The 19895-nt window shown below is 60.9% G+C and carries 18 protein-coding genes and 1 pseudogene; 9 read left to right on the plus strand and 10 right to left on the minus strand.

Going from position 1 to position 19895, the window contains the following annotated elements; translation table 11 throughout:
• Together NKJ23_RS33065 and NKJ23_RS33070 are read left to right on the plus strand one after the other, a co-directional pair.
• A partial coding sequence (locus NKJ23_RS33065; RefSeq protein WP_352684908.1) for a DUF3363 domain-containing protein occupies positions 1-1525 on the plus strand: 1525 nt, incomplete at its 5' end.
• A gap of 83 nt (positions 1526-1608) precedes the next feature.
• Positions 1609-1932, plus strand: a pseudogene (locus tag NKJ23_RS33070) (substrate-binding domain-containing protein); the annotation flags it as partial.
• Positions 1933-2058: 126 nt separating this feature from the next.
• Here the strand turns inward: NKJ23_RS33070 and NKJ23_RS33075 are convergent.
• From NKJ23_RS33075 to NKJ23_RS33090, 4 genes are all read right to left on the minus strand, one after another.
• Complete coding sequence (locus tag NKJ23_RS33075) at positions 2059-3579, minus strand: sugar ABC transporter ATP-binding protein (RefSeq protein ID WP_352457841.1); 1521 nt, start codon at positions 3577-3579, stop codon at positions 2059-2061.
• A gap of 1 nt (position 3580) precedes the next feature.
• Positions 3581-4552, minus strand: a complete 972-nt coding sequence (locus NKJ23_RS33080) for an ABC transporter permease (RefSeq protein WP_352457842.1) — start codon at positions 4550-4552, stop codon at positions 3581-3583.
• The gene (locus NKJ23_RS33085) at positions 4549-5589 is read right to left on the minus strand and encodes an ABC transporter permease (protein ID WP_352571719.1); all 1041 of its coding nucleotides are present in this window, start codon (positions 5587-5589) and stop codon (positions 4549-4551) included. Before NKJ23_RS33085 ends, NKJ23_RS33080 begins: the two co-directional genes overlap by 4 nt.
• Positions 5590-5721: 132 nt before the next feature.
• Positions 5722-6747, minus strand: coding sequence for a sugar ABC transporter substrate-binding protein (locus tag NKJ23_RS33090; protein WP_352684911.1), 1026 nt, complete (start codon positions 6745-6747; stop codon positions 5722-5724).
• A gap of 198 nt (positions 6748-6945) precedes the next feature.
• Here NKJ23_RS33090 and NKJ23_RS33095 point away from each other — a divergent pair, with 198 nt between their 5' ends.
• The 3 genes from NKJ23_RS33095 (at position 6946) to NKJ23_RS34825 (ending at position 8907) form a co-directional block, all read left to right on the plus strand.
• Positions 6946-7638: a GntR family transcriptional regulator gene (locus NKJ23_RS33095; RefSeq protein WP_352648447.1), complete on the plus strand. Its 693-nt coding sequence runs from the start codon at positions 6946-6948 to the stop codon at positions 7636-7638.
• On the plus strand, positions 7625-8404 hold the full coding sequence (locus NKJ23_RS33100) for an SDR family NAD(P)-dependent oxidoreductase (RefSeq protein WP_352684913.1): 780 nt from the start codon (positions 7625-7627) through the stop codon (positions 8402-8404). The genes NKJ23_RS33095 and NKJ23_RS33100 overlap by 14 nt, the downstream gene beginning before the upstream one ends.
• Positions 8405-8784: 380 nt before the next feature.
• Positions 8785-8907 carry a hypothetical protein gene (locus NKJ23_RS34825; protein ID WP_502894702.1) on the plus strand — a complete coding sequence of 41 codons (123 nt, stop codon included), beginning with the start codon at positions 8785-8787 and terminating at the stop codon, positions 8905-8907.
• 119 nt (positions 8908-9026) lie between these two features.
• Here NKJ23_RS34825 and NKJ23_RS33110 read toward each other — a convergent pair whose 3' ends face one another.
• The 3 genes from NKJ23_RS33110 to NKJ23_RS33125 all read right to left on the minus strand — a co-directional run bounded on the left by NKJ23_RS33110 (position 9027) and on the right by NKJ23_RS33125 (position 12710).
• Complete coding sequence (locus NKJ23_RS33110) at positions 9027-9995, minus strand: oxygenase MpaB family protein (RefSeq protein WP_352684915.1); 969 nt, start codon at positions 9993-9995, stop codon at positions 9027-9029.
• Positions 9996-10292: 297 nt separating this feature from the next.
• A complete protein-coding gene (locus NKJ23_RS33120) occupies positions 10293-11768 on the minus strand; it encodes an ROK family protein (RefSeq protein WP_352684917.1) in 1476 nt (491 codons plus the stop codon).
• A gap of 36 nt (positions 11769-11804) precedes the next feature.
• A complete protein-coding gene (locus NKJ23_RS33125; protein WP_031213032.1) occupies positions 11805-12710 on the minus strand; it encodes a tagatose-bisphosphate aldolase in 906 nt (301 codons plus the stop codon).
• Positions 12711-12992: 282 nt separating this feature from the next.
• Here NKJ23_RS33125 and NKJ23_RS33130 point away from each other — a divergent pair, with 282 nt between their 5' ends.
• The 4 genes from NKJ23_RS33130 (at position 12993) to NKJ23_RS33145 (ending at position 17302) form a co-directional block, all read left to right on the plus strand.
• A complete protein-coding gene (locus NKJ23_RS33130; protein WP_352524718.1) occupies positions 12993-13898 on the plus strand; it encodes a sugar-binding transcriptional regulator in 906 nt (301 codons plus the stop codon).
• Between the two features lie 496 nt (positions 13899-14394).
• On the plus strand, positions 14395-15372 hold the full coding sequence (locus tag NKJ23_RS33135) for an ABC transporter substrate-binding protein (RefSeq protein ID WP_352457851.1): 978 nt from the start codon (positions 14395-14397) through the stop codon (positions 15370-15372).
• Between the two features lie 120 nt (positions 15373-15492).
• Positions 15493-16554, plus strand: coding sequence for an ABC transporter permease subunit (locus tag NKJ23_RS33140; RefSeq protein WP_023680285.1), 1062 nt, complete (start codon positions 15493-15495; stop codon positions 16552-16554).
• Positions 16547-17302 (plus strand): ATP-binding cassette domain-containing protein, encoded by a 756-nt coding sequence (locus NKJ23_RS33145; RefSeq protein ID WP_023680286.1) that lies wholly within the window; start codon positions 16547-16549, stop codon positions 17300-17302. Before NKJ23_RS33140 ends, NKJ23_RS33145 begins: the two co-directional genes overlap by 8 nt.
• Before the next feature lie 79 nt (positions 17303-17381).
• On the opposite strand, the gene NKJ23_RS33150 is transcribed toward NKJ23_RS33145, so the two are convergent.
• The 3 genes from NKJ23_RS33150 to NKJ23_RS33160 form a co-directional block, all read right to left on the minus strand.
• Positions 17382-18473 (minus strand): Gfo/Idh/MocA family protein, encoded by a 1092-nt coding sequence (locus tag NKJ23_RS33150; RefSeq protein ID WP_352684919.1) that lies wholly within the window; start codon positions 18471-18473, stop codon positions 17382-17384.
• 56 nt (positions 18474-18529) lie between these two features.
• Positions 18530-19294 carry an ATP-binding cassette domain-containing protein gene (locus NKJ23_RS33155; protein WP_352620787.1) on the minus strand — a complete coding sequence of 255 codons (765 nt, stop codon included), beginning with the start codon at positions 19292-19294 and terminating at the stop codon, positions 18530-18532.
• Positions 19291-19895: ABC transporter permease (locus NKJ23_RS33160; RefSeq protein ID WP_352684921.1), on the minus strand; the 605-nt coding region annotated here is incomplete at its 5' end. The genes NKJ23_RS33160 and NKJ23_RS33155, both read right to left, overlap by 4 nt.

Raw genomic sequence — 19895 nt, forward strand, 5'->3', positions numbered from 1 at the left:
GACCGACCTCAACACGCGCCTCGACTGGATCGCCGTCGACCATCACAACACCGGCCATCCGCACACCCATGTGCTGCTGCGCGGCGTCACCGGCGACGGCAAGATCCTGAACATCGCCGGCGACTACATCGCCCATGGCATCCGTCACCGGGCAGGCGAGCTGGTGGAACGGGAGCTTGGGCTGCAAAGCGAGATCGAGGTCGCCCGCAAGCTGGCCAACGAGGTGGACGCCGAACGGCTGACCCGGCTCGACCGCATGCTGATCGCCGAACAGCAGGCGCACGATGTTGTCGACCTCCGTCCCAATGCCAGCGACAGCTACACCATTTCCAGCAATCGCTATCTGCTGATCGATCGGGCAAAGAAGCTGGAGCACCTCGGCCTGGCGAACGAGATGGAGCCCGGCCGTTGGTTCATCTCCGACAAAGCCGAAGGCACGCTGCGGGCGCTTGGCGAGCGCAACGACATCATCAAGACCATGCACCGGGCGCTGGAGGAGCACGGCCTCGCCCACGAGCGGGGTCCAGCGCAATATGTCATGCACCGGCAGACCATCACCGAGCCGGTCGTCGGCCGTGTGCTCGCCAAGGGTCTTGCCGGCGACGAGATGAGCGATAAGCTGTCGCTCGTCATCAACGGCGTCGACGGGCGAACGCACTATGTCGAGACCGCCGATGCGGCAAAGCTCGAAGACATCCAGCGCGGCCATATCGTAGCGCTTGATCCGATCCCGCCGAAGGAGGAGCCGCGCGCCGCCGACCGCAACATCGGCGTCGCAGCCGGCGAGGACGGCGTCTATCGGCCGAGCAGACACCTGGAGGCAATCCGCGAGGCATTTTTGGAGCGGGGCAAAGACCCGGATGCCTTTGTCCGCTTCCATGTCCGCCGCCTCGAAGCGCTGCGCCGGGCCGGCCATGTCGAGCGCATCGACGAAGACCACTGGCGCATTCCAAAACACCTGTCCGAGCGCGGCATCGCCTACGATGCCCGCAGCCGCGGAAAGGACTTCTCCGTCCGCCTGCTTTCGACGCTTGACCTCGACGCGCAGATCGGCAGCGACGGCGCCACCTGGCTCGATCGGGAGCTTACGACCAGGATCCCCATGCCGCTGGTCCGGTCAGGCTTTGGTCTCGACGTGGACAACGCTCTCGACAGACGGGCTGCCCAGCTTGTCAGGATGAGCCATGCCGAACGCGACGCGACGAGCCGGACCATCACCTTCGCGGGCGGCCGTGGTGGGCCGCGGGGGCGCCCGGCGGGGGCGCGCGTCTGCAAAGAAATGGCCGCTGCGCGCGGCCTCACTTTCGCGCCCGTCCAGCCCGGCAATCATGTCGGCGGCACGCTGCTTGGCCCCGTCAGTCTTGCGAGCGGGCGCTTCGCCATGCTGGACAATGGTCTCGGCTTTCGGCTCGTGCCCTGGCAGCCGATGCTGGAAGGGCGCATCGGCCAGCACATCACCGGCCTCGTGCAAAACAGCGGCGGCATCGACTGGAGCTTCGGCAGAAAGCGCGGAATCGGGATGTGACGGCTGAGGTATGGTGTTCACCAAGGCCTTTTTCGCTTGGCGCATCGTTCGCGGCGCTGGCGCAATAGGCCGGCAAGGTCGGCATCGTCGTGAAGATTGGTGGCATTCCGTGGTTCAACGCGATGGAGGCCGGTATCAAGGAGCGCGGTCAGAAGCTCGGCATCGATGCGTTCATGGTTGGCCCGACCAGCGCCGATCCTGCACTTCAGGTTCGCGCCATCGAGGATCTCATCGCTCAGGGCGTAAAAGTCATCGGCGTGGTGCCGAACGACGCCAAGGTGCTCGAGCCGGTGCTGCAGAAGGCCAAGGACGCCGGCATCATCGTCATCACGCATGAATCGCCCGGCCAGAAGGGGGCCAATTGGGATTTCGAGTTTGCCTCTGCCAAGGGTTTCGGCGAGGCTCATGCCCACACCTCCAGAGAGGACGCACCAAAGCTCAGCGCGGATACCTGCAATCCAGTCCTGCCGAACTCACGCCTGTCCACGGGATCCTCTTGGCCGATGGTGAAAAGTCCTGAAAGTGTGAGGAGCTTAGGCGGCCTCAGCCCTATGGATCAGATTCATGATGCCCTCGCTCATGCCGGCATAGGATCCGTCATTGATTAACTGGCCCTGAAGCCGGTAGTCGTTCATGACCAGAATCCTGTCAGCGAGCAGGATCATTTCGGGCATGTCGCTCGTGATCAGCAAAATGGCAGTGCCGTTGTCGGCGAGTTCTCGCAGCAAATCGTGCAGGTAAGCCTTGGTCTTGATGTCGATGCCGACTGACGGCTCGTCAACCAGCAAGATCTTGACGCCTGCTGCCAGCCATTTGGCGACGCTGATTTTCTGCTGATTGCCACCCGAAAGGTTGGCCACCGTCTGCGCGAGGCTGGGTGTTTTCACCTCAAGCTTCTCGATGTATGGCGTTACCTTGTGTCGCACGAGGCGGTCGGTGAGGAATCCGAGAAGTGCCGAAAGGGGGCGCCACACTGCAATTCCAGCATTTGACAGCACCGAATGCATCAAGACCAGACCTTCGCCCTTTCGATCTTCGCTGACGTATCCCACACGATGCGTGTGGATGGCTTCGCCGACCGACCTGATCTTAACCGGCTTCCCGTCGATCTCGACGGTACCAGCCGTCAGCGGAAACTGACCCAGGATGCATTTTGCAAGCTCGGTCCTTCCGGCGCCCACGAGGCCATAGAGGCCCACAATCTCGCCTTGTCGGACATGCAGATTGACGTCCGAATGGCCTAAAGATGTTTCAATGTTCTTGAGCTCGATGGCCGGAGGAGCCCCAGTCGAGTTGCGCTCCCGCCAGCCGCCTTCACCCTCGGCCCGGCCGATCATCAATCGGACAATGTCTTGCCGCCCCAGGCCCTCCATTGGCCGGCTTTCACAGGCATTCGACCCATCCCTCAGCACTGTGACGCTGTCGCAAAGCTCCTGCGCTTCTTCCAGCTTATGGCTGACAAATAGCAGGCTGGCGCCTTGGTCTCGCAGCTTTCGCAAAAACGAGAATAATAGATCAGTTTCACTCGAGGTAAGTGATGCGGTTGGTTCATCCAGGAGAAGCACTCGCGAGCGCAGAGACAAGGCCTTGGCGATTTCGACCAGCTGCATCTTGGCGACGCTAAGGCGCGATACCGGGGTTCTTGGGTCGATGTCTAGGCCGAGGGCCTCAAGCCAACGCGCGGCCTGCTTGTTCAAGTCGGCATAGTCCACCGGCTTTAGCAACGAAGCCCCAAGTTGCTCGAGATGGATATTTTCCGCAACAGAAAACCTCGGGATAAGATTCCGTTCTTGATGTACGACGCCAACACGATGAGCGATGGCCTCGCGCGGCGAGCCGAAATGAACCTCTTGGCCCTCCAGGATGAGGCGGCCGGCATCGGGGTGGTGAACACCGGTAATGATCTTGATAAGCGTTGACTTCCCTGCGCCGTTTTCGCCGAGCAAAGCATGTATGGAATGAGTTTTAAGTGTCAGGGAAACGCCCTTTAGGGCCTTTACGCCTGGAAAGGACTTCTCAATGCCCAGAGCCTGGAACGCTATCTCGCTCGCCATTTCAGAGCCTCTTGAGATTTCGTGACAAACGACTTTCGCGAAAACGATTGGCGCCGACTGCCGCCAAGATCATTGCGCCCAGCACGACCTGCACGAGGAACGGGTCGATGTCGAAAAGCACTAGGGCTTGTGTGATTATTGCAACGATCACCACCCCGAGCAGCGTAGCGGGCACGCTGACGTGTCCGCCGGCCAAGACCGCGCCGCCGATGACGGGCGCGGCAAAAGACAAAATTAGCCAGTCGTCGCCGATCGTCGGTTGACCCATTTGTAAACGGGCAACAAGGAGAAGACCGGCAAGCGCTGCAAGAAACCCCGAAAGGGCGTGCGCGATGACAACTGTATTTGCAATCGATATTCCCGACAATTCTGCGGCATGTTGATTGCCGCCGACTGCCAAAATAAACCGCCCTATGGGTTGCCGATTAAGCATGAACCACAAGGCTAGCCCGACAGCCATGGTCGGGAGCATCAACCAAGGAATGATCCCGAAGATCGCGCCCTGTCCGATGGATTTCACGCCGTCTGAGATATCATAAAAGGGTTGGGCATGTGTGATGCCCAAATTGATGCCCTTGTAAACGGACAGGCTGGCGAGGGTAATTACGAACGCCGAAATGCCAGTTCGGGCGATCAGAAATCCGTTTATTACGCCGCATATGACCCCGAGCGACAGCGCGGTTAAGGCGGCAAGGGATGCGGGCACGTGCCACGCGTCCATCATGCCGGCGAAAACAATAGCGCAAAGACCGCCGATAGCCCCGACAGACAAATTCATCTGACCGATAGCGATGATGAGCATTTGCGAAAACGCGATCAGGCCATTTACTGCAATTGCGAGCAGCAGCACCTGAATATTCAATGGCGATAGGAATGATGGGTTGAAGCCCCCCACGATCGCAACGGCGACGATCGTAACCAGCAGCGGCCCAAACCAGTCGCTCCGCACGGCGTTGGCGAAGGAGCCGTTCATGCCATGTTCCTCCGGGCCAGAAAGGTTCGGCGTGTTTTGTCCATCAATACCGCAGCCAGCAAAAGCAGACCCAAAAAGCTCTGAATCCAGAAATCGCCCAGCTGTAATAGAAGCAAACCACTAGTCAGCATCGTCACCAGAAACGCACCTAGGCACGTCCCCAGCACCGATGCCTTGCCGCCCGCCAAAAGTGTTCCCCCCAACACAGGACCAAGGAACGCGATGAGCAGCCAGTCCTGTCCGAGTTGTCCCGCCATTGATGGGATCGCCGCTCCATTGCGTGCGACTAGCATCAGAGCCGCGCAGGCGGCGAGCGCGCCAGACAGCATGTGGCAGTATATGAAGATGCGCCCGACATTTATGCCGGACATCTCCGCCGCTTCGGGCTTGGCGCCAGCAGCCAGCATCTCCCGCCCAACCGCTGTCAAATTATAAAGATATCCTAGAACCAATGCAGCCATGAGGCTAACCAGGAGGAGCGGAGAGAAAAAACCCAACAGCTTGATGCGTCCGAACGCTGCAAAGACGGGTGGCAGAGCGCGATAGGATTCTGCACGCGTCAGGAAGATCATTACGCCGAAGAAAATGCTCATTGTCGCGAGCGTGATGATGAAGCTGTGCAATCCTGTGCGAACGGAAGTCCATCCGTTGATAAAGCCCAGCAAGGCGCCAAGGGCCACGGCTGAGAGAATTGCGAGTGGCCACGGAAGCCCGACGACCTCAATGAGATAGCCGCAAGTCATTGCGGCACAAACGCCGATCGCCCCTACAGCAAGGTTCAACCCCCCAGTTATAACGACGACCATCATGGCCAAGCCGATCATGATGTTGACGGCTGCGATACGACCGAGGGTGAACAAATTGAAGGCCGAAAAGAAACCCTCTGTTGTGAATTTGAAGCCCAGCGCAAAGACCACAATGAGGGCAATGAGCCCAAACTCATTGGTCAGATAGAATCGCGTCTCGGTGGCATTCCTGCGCGGCTTGCCGACGATATCGCCACCGGGACCCTTCGCCGGCACATCTGAATAAGACATGGTTTCGCACCTTCAATGGCTAGGCCGCCATGTTATCAGGGTAGCTCTGGGTCACGACAGACACCGTGCAATTTGATTGGACGACCGCCGGGTCTGCTTGAACGCAGCCCGGCGGCATTGGTGGAAATCTGGTTACTTGCAGGTCAGATAAGTCGCCTGGAAGGTTTCAAAGAGCTTCTTGGTCGTGTCGCGCATGGCGTCAACATAAGTATCGATTTTGTCGGCCGCGACATAGACGGTTCCAGAGTCGATGAACTTGTCAGTGAGGGCATTCTTCTTAAAAGGCGCATCGGTCTTGACAGCGCAACCCGAACGAAGCTTGTCGAGAACGAAAGTGCCGATATAGCCTTGGCCATACGGATTCTGCAGCATTGTGCCATTCACAAAGCCATCCTTGATCGCCTTCAACACAACTTGATCGTGATCAATGGCTACCATCTTGATCCGCTTGTCGCCGATCTTTCGAACTGCGTTCGAGGCTACAACCGCAGGGACCCAAGCGGTCGTGATGATGCCATCGACGTCGTTGGCGTGAGCTGCCAGGTAGGCATTGATCTTTTCCTCGGCTGGCTCGGGCGCATCAATGTCAGCGATGACCTGGACGACCGTTGCGCCTTCTTCCTCCGCCGCTTTTTTGACGGCGTCGATGCGAAGCTGGGTATTCGGATCAACAAGGAAGCCGGTGAAATGAGCAATGCGCTTCTTGGTGCCCGTCAGTGTTTTCAAAAGCTCCTTGGTTCCGATGTACGCTGAATTGCCAGTATCGGTGCCGAGGCAGAAGGTTGCTGAAGAAGGATCCTTGAAGCACCCTGCGCCGCCGATGACAGGCGCGCCATTGGACACGAGCTCGTCGACGGTACTGACCGATCCGACGGGGTCACCTGGGAAAATCAGAAAGCCGTTGTAACCCTGGGTCAAAAGGCTCTCGAGCAGCTGGTTCTGCTGGCTGAGTTCCCACTTTTGCGGCACCTTGTAGTCTGCTGCGGCCAGGCCAAAATCCTTGGCAGCATCCTTACCAGCTTGCTCCCACGCCGCGAAGTAGGGGTGCGGACCTCCGGGAACCAGCGCAATTTTTGAATCTTCAGCGGCGAAGGCGGACCCCACGCCTATTGCGGATAGCAGTCCAATCGCCAGCACGCGACACAAATAGTTCGACATCAAAACTCCTCCCGTTGAGAGCGCCGCCTTCCCGCTTAAAATTGTCGAGACCGCCGGCGCAAATGCCTTGCATTCACCGCAGAAGTTCTAGTACACTTGTATACAAGGCGCAACTGCTTTTTGCAATGGGATTTTGACATTGTGCAAGAAGGCGAGCGAAACGCGATATCGCGTTTCGACCAGAATGGAGCGAAAGCCATGTCTTCCGGATTGGCTGAACTAGACGTGTTTTTGAACCGGCGCAGTTCGGCGAGTGAGCAAATTTACTCCGTCCTGCGCGAGGCAATCGTGCGTGCGAAGCTCTTGCCTGGCGAGTCGATTAGTGAAAACGCGGTGTGTCGCCAGTTCAATGTGTCTCGCACACCTGTGAGGGCAGCGATCCAAAGATTGGCCGAAGACGGACTTGTAAGTGTCTTTCCGCAGCTCGGCAGTTTTGTTTCGCAAATTGATATCGTCAGCATCCAAGACAGCCATTTTGTCCGCCGTTCTCTGGAAACTTGCCTTCTTCGCGAAGTTGCGCCGCGTTGGACGCCAGCGATGAGCGCTGAAATGCGTTCACTGGTGGCGGCTCAAGAACGGAGTATCGCTGAGGGCGATATTGACGGATTTCACGACAATGACGAGAATTTTCACCAATTGTTTGCGTCTTTCGCGCAGCGACCGGGAGTTTGGACGACCATCCACGCTGCTAAAGCCAAGCTGACTCGCTTTATTCGTTTCTCCGGCAATGCCGCACGCTTTGCGGTTGTGCTGCAGGAGCATTTGGCAATTCTGGATGCGCTGGATGCCAATGACGGACCCGGTGCGGAAGCCGCATTGGTCGCCCATCTCGATAAAATCTTTGTCCTTTTCGACGCGCATGCGTCGGAGACACGTCATGCCGCGGTCTGACCAAGCAATGGAGAATTCCCGCTTGCAATCGCTAGAAGGAAAAACCGCTGTCGTAACTGGAGGCGCAGGCGCTATCGGCTCCGCAATCGCAGTGGAACTGGCGCGCGCCGGCGCTCAAGTAGCAGTCCTGGATCTGCTCCCCAAGGCCGCAGAGGCGCTGGCGTCGCGGATAGGGCATGGCGCCGTTGCCGTCGGTGTTGATCTGGCAGTTGAGAGTTCAACGCGCGCGGCGGCGGAGAAGGTTCTTCAGCACTTCGGTTCGGTCGACATTTTGGTCAACAATGCTGGCATTCTGTCGAACCACAAAATGGCAGACACCTCGATCGAGGAATGGCGAAGGGTCAACATAGTCAACGTAGAAGCCGCATTCCTTCTCGCCCAGATATTTCTTCCAGCGATGCGCTCGAAACGGTGGGGTCGGGTGGTCAATATCTCCTCCTATGCCGCCAAAAGCGGAGGCTTGACCGCAGGGACGGCGTATTCAGTTTCGAAAAGCGCGATGATAGGGCTGACCTTTTCGATTGCCCGCGAGACCGCTGGCCAGGGCGTAACCTCGAATGCAATTGCCCCCGCCTACGTAATGTCGCCGATGGTTTCCGAACAGCTCAACGACGAACAGCGCGCGGCCCAGCTTGCTCAAATCCCGGTCGGGCGATTTTGCGAACCTCAAGAAGTCGCCCACACCGTTTCATTCCTCGCGTCACCTCTAGCCGGGTTCATCACGGGTGAGGTTATCGACATGAACGGTGGTCTCCATTTCGATTGAGCTGCATACAATGGAAAATCGTCGTTCTTACGCCAATTTGGCGCTCGCATCAGCCGTTGTCCAAATTCATCGGTACGATCGACGGAGTGTGACGCCCGGAATCGTGCATCTCGGTATCGACAACTTCCACAGGGCCCATCAGGCAATCTATACGGATGATTGCTTGGCCGCGGGACAACTCGATTGGGCACCATTGCAGCCTCCCCCGGAGTTCGGACACGCGGGACGCGCTTGCTCCCCAAGATGGTTTGTACACAGTTGTCAGTCGTCAAGATGAACAGACGAATCTTCGGATAGTCGGTTCTATCGGCCATATTCTTGTCGCACCGGAGGGCCCCGCTCAGCTGCTGGAGGCGCTCTTTGACCCGCGGATCAGGATCGTGACTTTGACAGTCACCGAGAAGGGCTACACGGTCATCTCGGGCGGCGGCTCCGGCCACGAGCCGGCCCATGCCGGTTTTGACGGTACGACGGCTTCACTGTTGCCGGCAGCCGTCCGGTAGTTTGTTCGCATCTGCTTGGCGGGCCTCCGTCACGCCCCACCGTCCAGTGGGCTATCGAGTTCGTGCCTTCAAGACGCGTTAACTAGAAGCTGAACGTCTGCACGACGCGGGCCTGACATTTAGGTCAAGGAACACTGTCCGGTTCTGTGTAGGTTTTCGGATGCCGTTCGGCGATAGAGATAGCTCTCGGAAAGGCCGAGGCGGCGGCACGACTGGACGGCTGGTGATGAATGAAGCGCGGTGCTGTCGCAAATTGCAGCCGTCGTCTTCACAACAGCACGCTCCCACGGCTTCAAGGTCCAGCGGTCGCCGAGTTCCAACCGCTTGCGGACCCATTGGGGTAGGATCTCGACGGCCGCCTTCAGAAGCGGCCGCTGAAGGGGTCGAGCAACTCCCGGCAAGGCGGGAACTTCTTCCATGATCTGCAGGAACTCCGAGACGATCGGCGACGCGACGAGTCTTTGCCTCATCACGTCGAACAGCGCGTAAAGCTCGGCCTGAGACGTGGGCGCGCCGACGGCCCCATAGAGAAGTGCGACGGGGCGAGCCTCAGCAAACATCGCGTCCCGTTCGAAAAAATGCAGACGATGCACATAGATGTGATAGGCCTCCATGAAACCAAACCCGGCCGTCGCTTGCACCCAGTCCAGCAGCTCCGGGTCGGTGGCGTGGTATGGCTCGCCTTCGCTGGTTCGACCTGAAACGCGCCCATGCATCCTGACCACATCTTCAATCATGGCCTTAGCCTTGGATCTGGGGCCGTAGACCGTGACCAAGGCAGCGAGGCCCGTACGCTGTAACCGTCGGAGCGCGAGGGAGCGGAAGCTGCTGTGCTGCCAAATGGCGTCGCGAACCCGCGGCTCTGCCAATTCGAGCAGCACCGCCGTTACCCCGCCGATGAACACCGCAACAGGGTTCTTAAAAATGCGCCAGGACACCGAGTTGGGTGGTAACAGCGCCGGCTCGCCTTTCGGAGTCGAGAAGTCCATCTGAGATCCGAGCCGCTGGCGCATGAACGACTGGGCAAGAGTGTCCACACGACGCTCAAGCGGGCGAGGCAGAGAAATGATGCCCAAGTTGCGAAACATGGTACGCCTCGAACTACTGAGAATAGCAAGCGTTAGACCTGTGGCTGGCGGATGCAATATGCACGAACGTCTTTGGTCTTCCCGTCGTTCCAAATCATCCTCGCGCGAAGCCGATGAACCCTGCTTGATCTGCCCTGTTGCCGATGATGATGGAGCAAGGCTCGGGCGTGGTCATCCATGTCACCTCGATCCAGCGCGAGCTTCCGCTCCCGGCATCAAAATCAAGAGCACGAGTGAAATCACGCCGCGGACCAGTCGCGCGCGGATCATCATTTCAGGCGCGCAAGCTTCGCCTGCCTATGTGTCAATCGTCGCCCGCAGCCATTGCGTGATGGCATCGAAAGCGATTGGTTTCGTCGTATCGACGTCAAAGAGCGGTCCACGCCGCAGCGGCTCGGCGCGCTTGGCCAGCTCGATCAGCTCGGGGACATAGGCCGCCCCGGGGTGGCCAGCGGGACGCTGGTCGAGCCGTGCGCGATAGCGCTCGGCAAGAACCTCGCCGGGTGCATGACACCAGATTTCGGCGGTCCGCTCGACACCAGCCCTTCGCAGGTGATCCTCGAGCACCTGGCGCGGCTGGAAGCCGAACCAAGCATCGACGACAACTGTTGTGCCCGCGGGAGCTTCGCCGACGACCGACCAGATGGCTTCGTAACTGGCGCGACCGAGCGAGCGGTTGAATTCACGATCGCCGCCGCCGAGCACTTCGAGGAACGGGTTCTTAATGGTATCGAGCGTAAGCAATGGCCACCCTAGGCGGTCGGCGATACCGCGCGAGACCGTGCTTTTGCCGCTGGCGGGGATGCCGTTGACCAGCACGGCGCGCTGGCCGGGCACGGCACGCCGGCCCGGGTTGAGTCCAGCGGATGGCGAGGTCACCGGCGAGGCCGTAACTGCCGCCTGCCCTGCCAGCGCTTGCAGACCGGCGCCGATGACGCCGGCGTCGTCGCCGAGTTGCGCCGGTTCAACCGGGCATTGGTACCAGGGAGCCAAGGCCGGAGCCTTGGTAAGCGCCTGATGGGCCGCCTGGCCAAGTCCGCCGCCGAGCAGCACCAGATCGGGGGCAAACATCGCCACCGCTGTATCGATTGCCGCACGCAACGGTCTGGCCCAGGCTTCCAGTATCCCGCGCACCGGCGTGTCGCCGCTCGCATCCCGGGCGAAAAGCTGATCGACCGAGATATCCGGACCGAGGCCTGCGCGTGCGATGTGACGGCCAAGTGCTGTACCGGAGCTGGTGGTTTCAACGCAGCCGCGCCGGCCGCAGACGCAGGCTTCGCCTGATATGTCGACAGTGATATGGCCGAGCTGCCCCGCCGTCCCCTTGCCGCGGACGATCTGCCGGTCTTGAGCCACGGCACCACCAATGCCGGTCCCGATGGTGAACATGACGATGTTTTCGTGACCCATGGCGGCGCCTCGAGCCATCTCGGCGACCAGTGCCATGTTGCAATCATTGTCGATCACGACGGGCTTGCCCGCCAGGTTTTCCAGCCGTTGCGCCGGGGAGACCGAGGCGAGGTTGACATAGCCTCCGGACAAGACGGCGCGACGCCGCGCATCGACGCGTCCCGGGACGCCGATGCCGATGGCGGCAACCTCCGGAGAATCGAGCCGGCGCACCATCTCGGCGATCCGGGAGAGCATGAGCGCCGGGTCCGGCGCGCTCTTTTCGGACATGCGGTCAAGGATTTCGCCTGTGCCGGAAATGCGGGCGGCGCGCAGATTGGTGCCGCCGATATCGATCCCGATGGCCATCGAACTATGAGGCATGACGTCCCGTGTGTGCCCGGTGTGAACGGCGAATGACTAAGCGGCTTTCTGCCGGTAGTTTCCGATCACGGCCTGAAGCTCGTGCAATCTCGACACTGCGATGGTCTTAAGCCTTTCCCGCTGAATGTCACGGTCCAGCGAGATGCAGTCCTTCCACAGCGACCGGCCGGCGATGACGCCTGACGCGCCGTTCTTCATCGCGATCTCGACCTGGCCCAGGAACGTTGCGTGGTTGACGCCGGCGGAGAGGACCGCCCATGGCACCTCGCCAGCCATGCTGCTGATCCTGGCGCAGGCTTCCGGCGTTCCGGGATAAGGAAGCTTGAGCACCTTTGCCCCGCATTCCAGCGAAATCCGAGTGCCCTCTTCGACAAGCCAGGGGATCTTGGCCGTATAGTCTTCAAGGCTTTCGCCTTCGAGTTGATAGGTCAGGAATTCGACGATGAGCAGCAGGTCCTCTTGCCCGAAGTCGGCGATGCACTGGCGCAGAATGGCGACGTTATACTCGTTCGCCTCCGGTCTGTCGGCCCTGAGATAGACCATGATCTTGCCGCCGGTGCCACCGAGTTCGCGGACGCGGCGCGCGTCGATGTCGGGAACGAGGCGCGACAGGCGGTAGCCGGCGGGCGAGACGTCGAAGCCCGAGGCATCGAGGCCGATGAGCAGAGCCGTATCCCGGTTCAGCACCCCTTCATCGACAACCCGCGGCACCGCGCAGAGCGGGTCGAGCAGCACGCAGGATGCCTGACTGGCGAGGTATCGCGTGATGTCCTCCTTGGTGTCGCCGAGCATGTCGTTGGTGATTTTGGCCTGTTCGGCAGGGTCCGACGCCAGCAAGGTCCGCATGCCGCCGCGCTGGTCACAGGCGATGGCCATCATGGCCCCGTCCTTGCCGCATATCTGCTGATAGCCGCGTAACTCCGCCGTCGTCATCTTTGTCATGGTCTTTTGTCCGATGTTGGCGCCCATTCACCAGGGCGCAGATCCGTGGAACAAGAAATGTTCAGTTTTTACCTGCCTGCCGGCAGGAAGGTTTGCCGCTTTGATGCGCTATCGAACCGAGAAATCTGGCTTGGCAGCAACGTTCGGTGGAAACGAACCCAAGTTGCGAGTCTGCCGGATTTGCGCGATAACTCCCATCGGTTGATGGGTCTGTAACACATTGCTGAAAGGAATTGCAAGCTGTCTGTCCCTCCCACACAAGATGCGGCCGCATCGCGGACGATGCTGCATACGGTCGCCAAAATGCACTACGAGGCGGAGATGTCGCAGGTCGACATTGCGCGCCGGCTCGGTGTCTCCACCGCCACCATATCGCGTTTGCTGCAGCGGGCGAGAGCAGAGGGCATCGTGCGGATCGAGGTTCTCGACCTTGTGACGCCCGAGGACATCACCAGGCAGTTGATTGACGGGTTGGGGCTGCGCGACGCCGCGGTCGTCGAAACGCCGGCAGCCGGAGCGCTGACGGCGCTCGCCGCACCGCTCGGCGCCTTGCTCAAGCAAGCGGAACTGACGGCCGGCTCGGTGGTTGCCGTCGGCTGGGGGCGAGCCATCCGCGAGGTGATCCGGGCAGGCCTGCCGCGCATTCCCGGGGTCCTTACCGTCGCTGCCACCGGCGGCATGCAGCAGCAGGCGGCGCATTTCCAGATCAACGAGTTTGTACGGCTGGCCGCCGAAGAGTTCGGCGGGACGCCGCATTTCATCCATGCGCCCTATCTGCCGTCCACCGAATTGCGTGAGGTCTTCCTTGGCGATGCGGCCATCCGCGACAGCGTCGCGCTTTGGGACCGGACCGACGTTGCGATCGTCGGCATCGGCCTGCCCCATGCCATCAATCCGCCCGAGGCGAGCGCGGCCACACTGAGCGAACAGGCCCTGTTTCATGCGGCTGGAGACGTCATCCGCCATTACTTCGACGCCGAAGGCACCCTTATCCCGTGGGAAGGGGAGGGCCGGATGATCGCAATGTCGCCGGCCCAGCTTCGAACCGTCCCCTTGGTCATCGGCGTTGCCGCCTCGCCGGAGAAGGCGACGGCCATCATCGGTGCCGTCCGCGCGAGACTCATCAATGCCCTGATAACGGACACGAAAACGGCGCAAGCCATCCTCGTGGCTCTCGTGCCTCGATAGAAGGCGGACACCATGATGCGCGACATCGGCGCGCCTGATCAATCCTGAACCGATCGACGCCACGCGGTCCGGGAGCCTGGGGCCCCGAAATCACCTGTTGTCTCGTCAGGGACTTGGGGGCAATAGTCTGCCGTGCGGGCCCTGCGGAGCAGACAGATGTTGTCCGGTTTGAAAAGCGTTCCGGCCAGGGAAGTACCGGTTGCAATTTCTTTCAGCAAAGTGTTACAACCTGCCGCTAGGCGCGCATGCGCGCCGAGCGGCGCAGTTCTCTGGACCTTGCGGATGCGAGGAAACGGGACTGCGGGCAGCAGGGCTGGTCGGTTTCGACTGGCTGATCTAATGACTGGGCGCCTGGGAGGAGCTGCCCGTAACAGCAAGCAGGCGAAACCCGTTTTCCGGCCGTCAGCGCATTTACGATTCGTAGCCTGAACAGATTGACGGCCATTCCCGATATCAATCGCAACGGCAAATCTGCCAATATTATGAGGAGGATGTTATGAAGAAGATTGTTGCCGCCCTGGCGGCTCTCGCCATCTGCGCAACGGCGCTGATCACGCCCGCTTTGGCGCAGGACAAGAAGTTCACCATTGCTCTCGTTCCGGGCCTTACCACCGACGGCTTCTACATCACCATGCGCAAAGGCGCTCAGGCGGCGGCCGATGCCCTTGGCGTGACCCTGGTGTTCCAGGGCGCTTCGGATTTCAATCCGGTAACGCAAGTCCCCGTGCTTGACGCGGTCATCGCCAAGAAGCCAGACGCGATCCTGATCGCGCCAACCGACAAGGTTCAATTGGTCGAGCCGCTCCGCAAGGCCAATGATGCCGGCATCCCGGTGATCACCGTCGACACTTTCATCGGCAGCGGCGTCTACCAGACCGGTGCCGGTGAGGCGGATTTCCCGCTGTCCTATATTGCTTCGGACAACATTCTGGGCGGCGAGATCGCCGCGCGGGCATTGGTCAAGGCCATAGGCGGCAAAGGCAAGGTCTATGTTTCCAACGTCAAGCCCGGCATTTCGACCACCGATCAGCGTGAAGAGGGCTTCAAGAAGGAGATGGCGAAGCATCCGGACATCACCGTGCTCGAGACGCAGTTCAACGACGACGACGCCAACAAGGCTGCCTCGCAGCTCCAAGCGACGTTCGCGCGCAACTCCGATCTCGTTGGTGTGTTCGGTGCAAATCTGTTCTCGGCGATCGGCGCGGCGAACGGCGTCAAGCAGGCAGGGCAAAGCGGGACCATCAAGGTCGTCGCGTTCGACGCACCGGTCAGCATCGTCGACAACATCAACACCGGCTTGGTGGACGTTGCGATTGCCCAGCATCCGGCCGAGATCGGCTATTTTGGTGTCGTTTCTGCCTATGCCCACCTGACCGGCCAGTCGATCCCGGTTGCGATCGGCACCGGCTTTACGATCATGGACAAGTCAAACATCGCGGACCCGAACATCTCGAAGTACCTCTATTCCGAATGAGGTACCTCTATTCCGAATGATTCCAACCAGCTTGGTCCCCTTCCGGCTTGCCGGGAGGAGACCAGCGCCGGGTCTCTGGGACCCTGTTGACGGAGGCCGCGCTGCGGATCGGATGTGTCAATGACTTCAACATCACCAACCGAGCAGAGCGAAACCCATGTCGCCCCTCAGGCCGACCATGGTGATCCGGCCAGGACCTGGCTCGGACGCATCGCCGAAGGGCGCGCCTGGCTGTTTCTCGCCGGCCTGATCATCTGTTTCGAGGTTTGGTCGAGGGCCTCCTTCGGCGCGACCTTCGTGCTCAATCCGTTCAACGTGCAATCCATTGCGATATTTGCCGTGGCGCCGTTGCTGCTTGCGACCGGACAGACATTCGTCATCATTTCGGGAGGCATCGACCTCTCGCTGGGCTTCATCATGGGCCTTGCTGCTGTTGTTGCGGCCCATGCCACGAATCTGGCTGGCGCCGCCATGCCGGTGCCTCTGGCCATGATGGTGGGCATTCTGGCGGCCGTGATCGTCGCGGGAGTCCCTGGCATGATCAACGGCTTGCTGATCTCGCGCCTCAGAATTCCGCCCTTCATCGGCACGCTTGGCATGTTTGGCGTGGCGCGCGGCGCTGCTTTCCTGCTCGCCGGCGGCACGACGGTGCCGGTCCAGAATTCCTGGTTCGCGCTGCTCGGCAACGGCAGGTTCTACGGTGTGCCTTATCTCGTCATCATTGCAGCCGTTTTCGTCGTCGCGATGCACTACATCCTGAGCCAGACCCGGTTCGGCCAGCATAACTACGCCATCGGCGCCAATGTGCAGGCGGCTCGTCGTGCCGGCATCGACATCAGAGGCCATATCCTGCGCCTCTATGTGCTTTCGGCGATGTGCGCAGGCCTCGGTGGCGCCCTCTATGCAGCGCGCTTCACCGCGGGCGCGGCCCAGGCCGGCGAGCCGTTGCTGCTCGACAGCGTCGCAGCCGTCGTGATCGGCGGCGCCAGCCTGTTCGGTGGATCGGGCACGATCTTCGGGACGGTCGCCGGTGCGCTGGTGATCGCGGTCATTCAGTACGGGCTGGTTTTCGTCAATGTCGAGCCGTTCTGGCAGTTCATCGCCGTCGGCGTCGTCATCATCATTTCCGTTCTCATCGACCAGGCGCAGCGCCGGTTCAGTGGAGCCCGTCAGGATGAATAGCCCAGGCCAGACCACCCCCCTCCTGGAAGTCCGGAATCTTTCCAAGCACTTCGGCGCCGTCCGGGCGCTCAACGATTTCTCCATGGTCGTGCGGCCGGGCGAAGTGGTGGCCCTGGCGGGCGACAACGGCGCCGGCAAGACCACGCTGATCAAGGCGATATCGGGCGTCTTTCAGCCGACGGGCGGTGAAATTCTGCTGAGGGGTCAGCCGGTGACATTTGCGACGCCGCATGAGGCGCGCGAAAAAGGCATCGAAACCATCTATCAGGATCTCGCTCTCGCCGACAATTTGTCCATCGGCGCCAATATCTTCCTCGGCCGTGAACCCATGCGCAAGGCCTTCGGTTTCTTGCCGGTGCTCGATCGCAAGGCCATGGCCGTCGCCGCCAAGAAGACCATGGGGCGATTGGACTTCCATGTCAGCCGGCTCGATGCCCCGGTCAGCAATTTCTCCGGCGGTCAACGGCAGGCTGTTGCCATCGGCCGGGCCGTCTATTGGGACGCGCAGATCCTGATCATGGACGAACCGACCGCGGCCCTCGGCGTGCCCGAACAGCGCAAGGTCATTTCGCTCATCCACCAACTCAAGGCCCAGGGCAGGGGCGTAATCTTCATCTCGCACAATTTGCTGGATATTTTCGCCGTGTCCGACCGCATCATCGTGCTGCGGCGCGGCGTCCAGGCCGGCGAGCGCAAGATATCGGAAACCAACCATGACGAAGTCGTCAAGCTGATGGTTGGCGGATAGACCGCGAGCCGGAAAGCGTAGACCCGCCAGCCGGGAGCCAATGCAATCTCCTCGTAGGATCTACCCTAAAAGGGCAGCTTCAGCGCATAATCCCCGTAGTCTGTTTCATGCGATCAATGATCTCCGCCATCAGCGCCAAGTCGCGACGAGAGTCCGCGAGATCGGTCAGAGGTTTGGTGCCGTCCATGATGTGGCGATGGAAGCTTTCGAGCTCATTGGAGAAGGCATCGCCATAGAGCGGCCCGTATGTCCGCGTCACAGGACCGCCGACGCCGGCTTCCGTCACTTCCAGCTGCGGCGGCAGGCTGCGGATATAGGGCGTGGCGTAGAAGATGCGGACCCGCTTGGTGTTCGAGCGCACCTCGATCATGGCGTCGAACAGGCCGAGATCGTCGACCACCGCGTCGTAGCAGGCGGCGAAATGTCCGTAGTCGAATGTCACGCTGGTATTGGCGCCGCCATTGGTGCGGTGCGCCGCCAGCACGCGAGCCGGTTCGCCGAGCAGTCCCCGCATCGCCGAAATGTGGTGCGAGGAGAGCGCCGTCAGGCCCCGATAGGCCCGCACCAGATCGGCGGGGGCATCAATACCCACCACTTCACGGATCAGCGCTTCGCGTTCCCTGGCGCCGCGCGCCAGCAAGTCCGGCTCGATGTCCTGGGGATAGAGGACATTCTGGCTCTTTTTCAGGAAATGCCGGCCTTCGGAGATCAGGTCGAAGATGCGGACATGGGTGATGTCAGCGAAGTCGGGCAGTTCCTCAATCGCCGCCAGATAGGCCGGAGCATAGCGCCTCATGTAACCGACGAAGATCGTCTTGGCGTAATTCGGCGTCAGCGCCAGCAGCTCGTCGATCTCGCGCACCGTCAGGCAGGCCGGCTTTTCCAGCAACACATGCTTGTTCGCCTGGATGGCGGCACGCACGAAGCGGCTGTGGGTGTCATCGGACGAGAGGATAAAAACCGCGTCGATGTCAGGTGAATTGATCAGTGCCTCGGCGGAATCGAAGGCAGCGGCGGTTGGATATTCGGACCGGCACAGCGCCACCAGGCTCGCCGAAACGTCATAAACGCCGGATATCAACCAGCGGTCGCGCTGATCGCTCAGCACCGGCAGATGGATCGACTGCGCAACCTCTCCTAGACCCACAAGTCCGACACGGATTACTGCCATCGCAAACTCCCTTTGAACTCAATCACGTCGTCCCTCGCTGGTTAGTGTGCCCGCCGTCACGCCGCGCCGGTGACGAGCGCGACGAGCTCGTTGCCGGTGGTCTCCGAGGCACGCACCGTGGCCACCATCCGTCCGGCCCGCATCACCCAGATCTGGTCGGACAGACGCCGCACCTGATCGAAATTGTGGCTGACCAGGATGACGCTCACCGCCTGCTCGCGCAGGCGCCGGATCAGGGCTTCGACATTGGCGGTTTCCTGCACCCCAAGGGCCGCGGTCGGTTCGTCCATCACCACCAGCTTGGCGCCGGAGCCGGCAGCACGGCAGATCGAGATCGCCTGCCGCTGTCCGCCCGACAGCCGCCGCACGCGCTGGCTGACCGAGGGCATGTTGATCGACAGGCGCGAGAGCATGGCGCGAGCCTGCTGCTTCATGGCCTTGCGGTCGAGCAGGGCGAAGGGTCCGATCCGGCGCACGATCTCGCGGTTGAGGAAAAGGTTCTGCGCGACGGTCAGTTCGTCGATCAGCGCCAGGTTCTGGTGAACCGTTTCTATGCCGGCCTTGCGCGCATCGTCGGGATTGGCGAAGGGGCGCGGCCGGCCGTCGAAGACGATGTTTCCGGCGTCCGGCACGTGCACCCCGACCAGGCAGCGTATCAGCGTCGACTTGCCGGCGCCATTGTCGCCGATCACCGCGGTGACCTCGCCGCGACGGGCCTGGAAGGCGACATCGGTGAAGGCCCGGATGCCGCCGAAATGCTTGCTCAGCCCTTCGCAAGTGAGGATCGCGTCGGACGACCGGGTGTGATTGACGGCGCTCATTTCTGATACCGCATGATCAGGGCTGCCAGCACCACGATGGCACCCACGGCGAGCGGTTGGTAAAAGGCCGAAACGCTAAGCAGCGTCAGCCCGTTGACGAGGGCAGTGAGCATCAGCGCACCGATTGCCGGGCCGAGAATGCTGGCGCGCCCGCCGAACAGGCTGACGCCGCCCAGAACCACCGCCGCCACCGAATTGAGCAGCAGGCTGGTGTTGATCAGCGGCTCGGCCGAGCCGATGCGGGCCACCAGAAGCAGCGCGGCGATGCCGGCGCAGACTCCGGAAATCGTGTAGGCGGCGATCTTGACCCGGTTGGTCCGGATCCCGAGCGAGCGGGCACTTTCGGTTTGGCCGCCCGTCGCCAGCAGATGCACCCCGAAGCGGGTGTGGTAGAGCGCGATATGTGCCACGAGCACAGCGGCGATTGCCACCCAGACGGGATAACCGAACGGCCCGAAGGAGCCGGAGGCCAGCCGCAGCAGGAAGGGCCACCCCGCCCACGTACGCGCCCCCCCCCCCCCCGACACGCCAAGGCCGGTGCTGGCCGAAAGCCGGCCCGGGCTGACCACGCAAAAAGAGAGATATAACACAAAAACCCAGG

The sequence above is a fragment of the Mesorhizobium sp. M0184 genome (assembly GCF_040322215.1).
GTDB lineage: Bacteria > Pseudomonadota > Alphaproteobacteria > Rhizobiales > Rhizobiaceae > Mesorhizobium.